Below are 6,967 nucleotides of genomic sequence, written 5' to 3'. Positions count from 1 at the left end.
CCTCCGGCCCCTCCTCCACCACATCGGCCGCCTCCACCACGTCCACCTCCGCGAGTGGGCAGCTTTCCGAGACGACCCGCTTGGCCGATCGGCGGTCGCTGGTGGTCGGCGATCGGGCGTACGCGATGGGCGACGAGTCCGGCCTCTATCCGGCCACCGGGTGGCACATCCGGGGTGAGATGGGTGGCTTCTGGACCCAGCCGATCAAACTCCTGGACGGCTTGTGGTTCGGGCTGGACGGGAAGTGGCTCGGCAAGGACGTGACGGCCGCGAAGTACACGAGCGGCCACGGCTACAGCCGGATCGACTACGACGGTTCCGTGCAGGTACGACGTACCGACTTCGTGCCCGACGGTCTCCGCGCAACGCTCGTCGGACTCACGTTGACCTCGGCGACGGCGAAAACGGTCAGCCTCGATGTCGACGCCCACTCCGAACTCATGTCGTCGTACCCCTGGGGCTGGACGACGCCGAGCGCGGCCGACGCGAACCTGCCGGATACCGGTGCTTATGGCAACGGTTCGCTCCAGTTCCGTGACCGCGACTACGCGGCGTACGTCGGATCGTCCCTGCGTCCGACGAACCACGCCCTCGGCCCGAACCACCGTGGCCCGCAGGACCCGGCTGTCATCTGCCCAGCCGACGGTACGACGCCGGCCCGGTGCGATGACTCGTTGGTGGGCAAAGGTACCGGCGGGCGACTCACGTACGACGTTGCACTGAAACCCGGTCGCGAGCAGACCATCTGGTTCGCGGTCGCGGGATCGGATGACGGGCCGGCCGCGGCTCAGCGCGAGTACAACCGGGCTCTCGGCAACCCCGGCAAACTGCTGCAGGCCAAGGCGGCTGCACGCCAACAGATCGATCAGCTGACTGCAGTGGACCTACCTGGTGACCGCCTGCTGCAGCAGAGTGTCGAGTGGAGCAAGCAGAATCTGACCGACTCCGTCCAGGAGGCTCGCAACCTGCGGATCCGCGACGTCAACGAAGGCAAGGACTACCCGGCACCGGTTGGCACGATCGACACCGCGCGCTGGTTCGGCGCCGGCTTCCCCGACTATCCGTGGTTGTTCGCGACCGACGGCGAATACACGTCGTACGCCGCCGTCGCGGCCGGCCAGTTCGACACGGTGAAGGCGCATCTCAAGGCGCTCCGGGATATCAGCGACCTGCTGAACGCGCGCAGCGGCAAGGTGGCGCACGAGATCGTCCCGACCGGCGATGTCTACTTCGGCTCCAACCAGAGCGCGGGCAATACCGACGAGACGGTGAAGTTCCCGAGCATCGTGGCGCTGCTCTGGCGCTGGACCGGCGACGACCGGTTCCGCGACGACTTCTACGACTTCAGCGTCCGCAACCTGCAGTACGTCTACCGCGAACTCGACAAGGACAGCGACGGTTGGCCCGAGGGTCTCGCGAACGTCGAGCGCTCCGGCATGGGCGCGGAGAAACTCGACAGCACCGTCTACCTCGCTCGCGGTCTGCGCGATCTCGCCGACCTGGCCGCGTCCCGGCACGACCGCAAGATCCAGCAATGGGCAACCGCCCGTGCGACCGATCTCGAGTCTCGCTTCGAGGCGCAGTGGTGGGTACCGCAGGCTCTCGGGTACGCCGATTCTGTCGACGACCCCTCCGACCCGGCCAACGACAACACCCCGATCTTCCAGCGGCACTGGACCGGGGTCACCCCGATGGAAGCCGAGCTGGTCCGTCCCGGTCAACCGACCTCGCCTCTCGCATCACCTGAACACGCCGCAACTGCTCTCACGCAGCGCGAAAAGCCCTGCTACACAGGTGAATTCGGCCTGTTCCACACCGGCACCGGCCCGACCTCCGACCCAGCCGGCAACCCCGGTCCATCCTGCGATCCGGTCGTCTCGAAGGTGAAGAGTGAGCGCGCCATCTTCTCGCTCAACACCTCGATCATGGCCGTTGCGGAAGGCAACTACGGTCGCCTCGGCAAGAGCCAGCAGCAGGTGTACACCACTGGCAACGCACGGATCCAGCTCGATCCGAAGGTCTGGGAGACTCCGGGCGCGATGCCGGAGATCGCTCCATCACCGGACGCCGCGGCGAATATCGGCCGCCCGTTCTACGATCGCTCGATGAATCTGCAGGCCTGGGGCGCGTACGGCGTCCTGTGGCCGGTCGTCCACCAGCAACTCGGCGTCGATCCGGACCTCGGCCAGGGGCGGGTGGCCGTCGTACCGCAGCTTCCGGAAGGTCAGTCGAAGGTGGCCGGGAGCAACATTCGGCTGGGTGGCGGCTCGATCGATGTCGCGGCACGCCTTACAGGTAAGGAGTTGCGGACCGATCTGACAGTTCGCAACCTCAGGGCGGAGTTCACTGTCGGGGCGGTGCTTCCGGTCGGCGCGAAGCTCAACAATGTAACGCTCAACGGCCGGGCGACGCCGTACACGGTGGTTACGACCACGCGCGGTACCGAAATACATGTGACAGCTCGTAGTTCGGCAGCCGTGCGGATCACGCTGGCCTGACTTATCGAGACCGGAGGGGTCCCAAAAAGTGGGGCCCCTCCGAGTATGAGTCGGAGGGGCCCAACAGCTGAAGGAAGGTGACGTCTCCAGCCTCCCGAGCCAGATCCGTGGGACCAGCAGACCCCGTCACCGGTCTACCTCGGTGGGGATCCCCACCGCTTGGGTCCTCGGTTTCCGTTCGACCCGCCGCTCCTCGAGAGAACAGCGTGTCGACATTTCTACCGCCGCTGCCCCGGGTCGCACAACCCTTTCCAGACAACAGTTCCGGTGATCTCGCGACTACCCGCGTGTCGTCCACAGTGAGCACGCAATCATCCACAGAACGCACCCGACTTATGCACAGGGCATGTGTATAAGTCAGCCTTTCGCGGGTTTCAGCGGCATCGGTTGCAGGATGCGATGACCGGCGTACAGACCGAGGGCGGTGACGATGGCGACTACCGGTACGGCGAGCGCGAGGGGCGGGCGCTGATAGCCGAGAGCCGACAAAGGTCCGCCCAACCACTGGGCGACGAGCAGGAACTCGGTTGCCGCCGCGGGGACCAGCGACAGCGGGATCATGGCCAGACCGCGCCAGAAGCCGAGCCGGTAGAAGGTCACCCCGAGCAACCACCCCGTCGCCTCGTGCGAGACGACCAGGAGCACGAACTCCGCGAAGATCAGCCCGACCTGCGACGTACTGGTGAAGAGGTGCTGGTTCTCCATCGCCTGCGACCAGCCCTGCCAGTCGTAGACGACGCGCTCGATCTGGTAGCCGACCACCCAGAGCACTGAGGTCAGCAGCGCGGCCACCGTCAGGAAGATGCTCGCGGCAACCGAGAACATCCGCCGGGTGACGCCCTGCGCGACCATCGCGTTGATGTACGCCGGAACGAGGCTGATGCCGACTGCCATCGAGAAGTATTTCGGCGACTGGGTGCCGTAGTCCCAGATGCTGTTGCCGATGCCGTCGGTGAGGAACTGGACGATCAGACCGGCGGCCATGAACACGACCAGCATCGCGCCCCAGTAGGCGAGCATCATCGGGCGCGAGCCGACCTGCATGGCGGTCAGCACCCGACGGAGCCGGAGGCCGTTCGTGATGCCGGGCGGCAACGCCGCGGTCTGGTCAGCAAGTGCAGAACTCATGAGCGGGCTCCCTTCGATACCGGGGCGGTGAGATGCACGAAGAGGTCCTGCAGGCCGACCGGCCCGATCTCCAGACCGGCCGACGCGGCTTGTGCGACCAGCGCCGGATCGAGATCGCCGAGAACCGTGGCGGACTTCGTACCGCCGAGCCTCTCCTCGGCGAGGACGGTGAACTCCGCGGTGAAGTCGTCGACCACCTTGGCCGGACCGACGATCGATGCGCCCCGGCCGCGGAGCGCGTCCACCGGCGACTGCGTGACGAGCCGGCCGTTGTCGAGGATGACCACGTCCTCCAGCAGCGTGCTCACCTCACTGACCAGGTGCGTGGACAGCACGATCGTCCGCGGCACTTCGGCGTAGTCGGTGATCAGCGCGTCGTAGAACGCGGCGCGGGACGGCACGTCCATACCGAGGTAGGTCTCGTCGAAGATCGTCAGCGGGGCCCGGCTCGCCAGGCCGAGGACGGCACCCAGCGCCGACTTCTTACCGCGGGAGAGTTTCTGCATCCGCTTGTTGGTCGGCACCTCGAACCGGTCCAGCAGCTCACCGGCCAGGTCCGCGTTCCAGTACGGGCGCAGACTCTCGGCCAGGAGGAGCGCGTGCCGGACCTGCAGGCTGTCGGCCACGTCACCGGATTCGCGAATCAGGCAGATCCGGCTGGTGACCACCGCATTCTCGTACGGCGCGAGCGGCGTACTGATTCCTGCGCCTTCGATCCGGACCTCGCCCTCATCGGGTTGCCGGAACCCGGCCAGGACCGCGGCCAGCGTGCTCTTGCCGGAGCCGTTGCGGCCGAGCAGTCCGTGGATCTTGCCCGGCGCGAGTCGCAGGTCCAGCCGGTCGAGCGCCGGTGTGCCGGCGAACCGGACCGACAGATTCTCGGTGTGCACCGAGAGGGCGTGCTCTGTCATCACGAGTCTCCGTACTTGCGGATGTGCTGAATGACGTCGCGCAGCGGCACCCCGATGGCCTTGGCCTCACGGATCATCGGATCCACCACGTCGGCGAAGAACCCGTCCTGGCGCCCGGTGCGCAACAGGTCGCGGGCATTCGGGCTGACGAACATCCCGATCCCGCGCTTCTTGTAGAGCACCCCCTCGTCGACCAGTTGCGCGAACCCCTTGGCCGCGGTGGCGGGGTTGATCCGGTAGAAGGCGGCGTACTGGTTCGTGGACATCACCTGCTCGTCCTCGGCGAGGGCGCCGGTGACGATGTCGTTCTTGATCTGCTCGGCGATCTGCAGGTAGATCGGACTGCGTTCGTCGAACACCACGGCCTCCCTCCCGGGTTCATCGGTTCATAGGTTCATTACTTGAGTAACGAACCATAGCACCTCAGGGTCAGCCGCCGCCACTGGCAGCCGCATGGCTGGCCTGGATGGACTTCTTCAGTGCCGGCGCGACCGGGCCGATCCGAATCGCCAGCTGGGCCAGGCGATCCTTGTGCCGATTGCGCAGCTCCTTGGGGATCACCGTGCGCAGATCCGAAGTCGACGCCAGTACGGCGAGCGCCGCATCGCGCAGGTCGATCCGGGTGACGAGTCGCGCCGGGCGCAGTACGTCGGTCGTCCGCTGGAGCAACTGACGTCGTACCAGCGGTTGGCGCAGGGTGATGCGCTGCGTCGGGATCAGGCCGAGGAACCGGTGCGATTCGACCTTGATCAGCTGGGCGCGTTCGAGCTCAGCACGGGTGTCGCGAACGATCGCGCTCTGCCGCCGGTCGATCCACGTCCGCCATTTGCGCGGATTCGACGTACGGATCTCGGTGAGGAGGCCGGCCAGCACCTCATCCCTCGGCGGCGCCGCCTTGGTCAGATGGGCCCGACCGTTGTCATCGGCAAGGTTTCCGCGGAGCTGGAGATCGATCAGCGCGGCGGCCCTGAGTGTCTTGCCGAGCGTCGATCGGTTGGCCAGGCGCCCCTTCGCGGGATCGTAAGCCAGTAAGAAGATTCGCGCCGGCAATGTCTCCGGTGGTGCGGCGGGTCCGACGCGCGCCGGCCGTTTGGGTAACGTCCTACTCATCATTGCCGTCCTCCTTGGCTGGGCGGCCGGGCCGCCGGATCTTGCCGACGCCGGACGGGAGCCGGCCGGCATCGGCCAGCGCTCGCCGGAGCAGATACTCGATCTGGGCATTGGCGCTGCGCAGGTCGTCGGCGGCCCACCGGGCCAGCGCGTCGTGCACCGCGGGATCCAGCCGGAGCAGGATCTTCTTACGTTCGGCAGCCATGACGGCCGCTCACTGGTAGAGCGAACCGGTGTTGACCACAGGCTGCGCATCGCGGTCACCACACAGCACGACGAGCAGGTTGCTGACCATGGCCGCCTTGCGCTCCTCGTCGAGCTCGACCACGTTGTGCTCCGACAGCCGATCCAGCGCCAGCTCCACCATGCCGACCGCACCCTCCACGATCCGCTGCCGCGCCGCGACGACCGCACCGGCCTGCTGCCGACGCAACATCGCCTGGGCAATCTCCGGTGCGTAGGCGAGGTGCGTGATGCGCGACTCGATGACATGAACACCGGCCGCCTGGACCCGCGCCCCGATCTCGGTCGACAGGGTCTCGGTGATCTCGTCGGTGCTGTCGCGCAACGACAGTCCACCCTCATCGGTGTGCACGTCGTACGGGTAGCTGTTCGCGATGTGGCGAACCGCGGTCTCGGTCTGGATCGCCACGAACTCGACGAAATCGTCCACCTCGAACATCGCCTGCGCGGTGTCCTCGACCTGCCAGACCACCACGGCCGCGATCTCGATCGGATTGCCGTCCGCATCGTTGACCTTGGCAACGGCCGTCTCGTGGTTCCGGATCCGGGTCGAGACCTCGCGCCGGGTGGCGATCGGATTCACCCACCGCAGTCCGTCGGTGCGGAGCGTCCCGGCGTACCGGCCGAGGATCTGCAACACTCGCGCCCGCCCCGGCTGCACCGGCGTCAGCCCGGCAGCCAGAATCGCGCCGGCCACGAACGCGACCACCCCGAGCACGACCGCCACGCCAGACCCGTTCGCCGCGCCGACGCTGAACAGCACGCCGCCGCCAACCACCAGCACGAACGAGGCACCCGCCATCGGCCACCCGTTCACCTCAGCAGCCACCCGCTCGGCCACCTTCGGCTTCGGCATCTCCACAACACCCTCGACCTCAACCATCACCCACTCCTCTCGTATGGCTAGAAGGTAGCAAAGTGATATCACATTTACAAGATGGTTCTCCGGGGCGAACCTCCCGGAAACGAGGGGATCTCTGCCCAATGTGCTGGTTCTCCCCTCAGTATTTGAGGGGAGAAGGGGCGACTTGAACGGATAGCCCCTCAAATTCCGAAGGTTCGGTGGCGGGGCACGGT

The 6,967-nt window shown here is 66.6% G+C and carries 7 protein-coding genes; 1 reads left to right on the top strand and 6 read right to left on the bottom strand.

Annotated elements, in window-relative coordinates:
• On the top strand, positions 1 to 2,498 hold a 2,498-nt coding region (locus E1261_RS41825), incomplete at its 5' end, for a glucosidase family protein (protein ID WP_238176782.1).
• A 357-nt stretch (positions 2,499 to 2,855) separates the two neighbouring features.
• Here E1261_RS41825 and E1261_RS41820 read toward each other — a convergent pair.
• From E1261_RS41820 to E1261_RS41795, 6 genes are all read right to left on the bottom strand, one after another.
• Positions 2,856 to 3,626 (bottom strand): hypothetical protein, encoded by a 771-nt coding sequence (locus tag E1261_RS41820; RefSeq protein WP_132415355.1) that lies wholly within the window; start codon positions 3,624 to 3,626, stop codon positions 2,856 to 2,858.
• Entirely contained in the window at positions 3,623 to 4,537 is a 915-nt protein-coding gene (locus E1261_RS41815; RefSeq protein ID WP_132415353.1) for an ATP-binding cassette domain-containing protein, read from the bottom strand. The genes E1261_RS41820 and E1261_RS41815 overlap by 4 nt, the downstream gene beginning before the upstream one ends.
• A complete protein-coding gene (locus tag E1261_RS41810; RefSeq protein ID WP_132415351.1) occupies positions 4,537 to 4,896 on the bottom strand; it encodes a GntR family transcriptional regulator in 360 nt (119 codons plus the stop codon). Before E1261_RS41810 ends, E1261_RS41815 begins: the two co-directional genes overlap by 1 nt.
• A gap of 70 nt (positions 4,897 to 4,966) precedes the next feature.
• Positions 4,967 to 5,647 carry a GOLPH3/VPS74 family protein gene (locus E1261_RS41805; RefSeq protein WP_165952831.1) on the bottom strand — a complete coding sequence of 227 codons (681 nt, stop codon included), beginning with the start codon at positions 5,645 to 5,647 and terminating at the stop codon, positions 4,967 to 4,969.
• Positions 5,640 to 5,852, bottom strand: a complete 213-nt coding sequence (locus E1261_RS41800; RefSeq protein WP_132415347.1) for a type II toxin-antitoxin system antitoxin — start codon at positions 5,850 to 5,852, stop codon at positions 5,640 to 5,642. The genes E1261_RS41805 and E1261_RS41800 overlap by 8 nt, the downstream gene beginning before the upstream one ends.
• A gap of 9 nt (positions 5,853 to 5,861) precedes the next feature.
• The gene (locus tag E1261_RS41795; protein ID WP_132415345.1) at positions 5,862 to 6,773 is read right to left on the bottom strand and encodes an SPFH domain-containing protein; all 912 of its coding nucleotides are present in this window, start codon (positions 6,771 to 6,773) and stop codon (positions 5,862 to 5,864) included.
• Positions 6,774 to 6,967 lie beyond the last annotated feature (194 nt).

The sequence above is a fragment of the Kribbella albertanoniae genome (assembly GCF_004348455.1).
GTDB classification, from domain to species: domain Bacteria; phylum Actinomycetota; class Actinomycetes; order Propionibacteriales; family Kribbellaceae; genus Kribbella; species Kribbella albertanoniae.
Note: the sequence above shows the minus strand (reverse complement) of the source record. Positions and strands in the feature narration are given on the sequence as shown.

What these genes read in the sequence shown, in the direction of transcription:
- E1261_RS41820 (WP_132415355.1), bottom strand. Translation starts at nt 3,626, where the DNA reads ATGAGTTCTGCACTTGCTGACCAGACCGCGGCGTTGCCGCCCGGCATC.
- E1261_RS41815 (WP_132415353.1), bottom strand. Translation starts at nt 4,537, where the DNA reads ATGACAGAGCACGCCCTCTCGGTGCACACCGAGAATCTGTCGGTCCGG.
- E1261_RS41805 (WP_165952831.1), bottom strand. Translation starts at nt 5,647, where the DNA reads ATGAGTAGGACGTTACCCAAACGGCCGGCGCGCGTCGGACCCGCCGCA.
- E1261_RS41800 (WP_132415347.1), bottom strand. Translation starts at nt 5,852, where the DNA reads ATGGCTGCCGAACGTAAGAAGATCCTGCTCCGGCTGGATCCCGCGGTG.
- E1261_RS41795 (WP_132415345.1), bottom strand. Translation starts at nt 6,773, where the DNA reads ATGGTTGAGGTCGAGGGTGTTGTGGAGATGCCGAAGCCGAAGGTGGCC.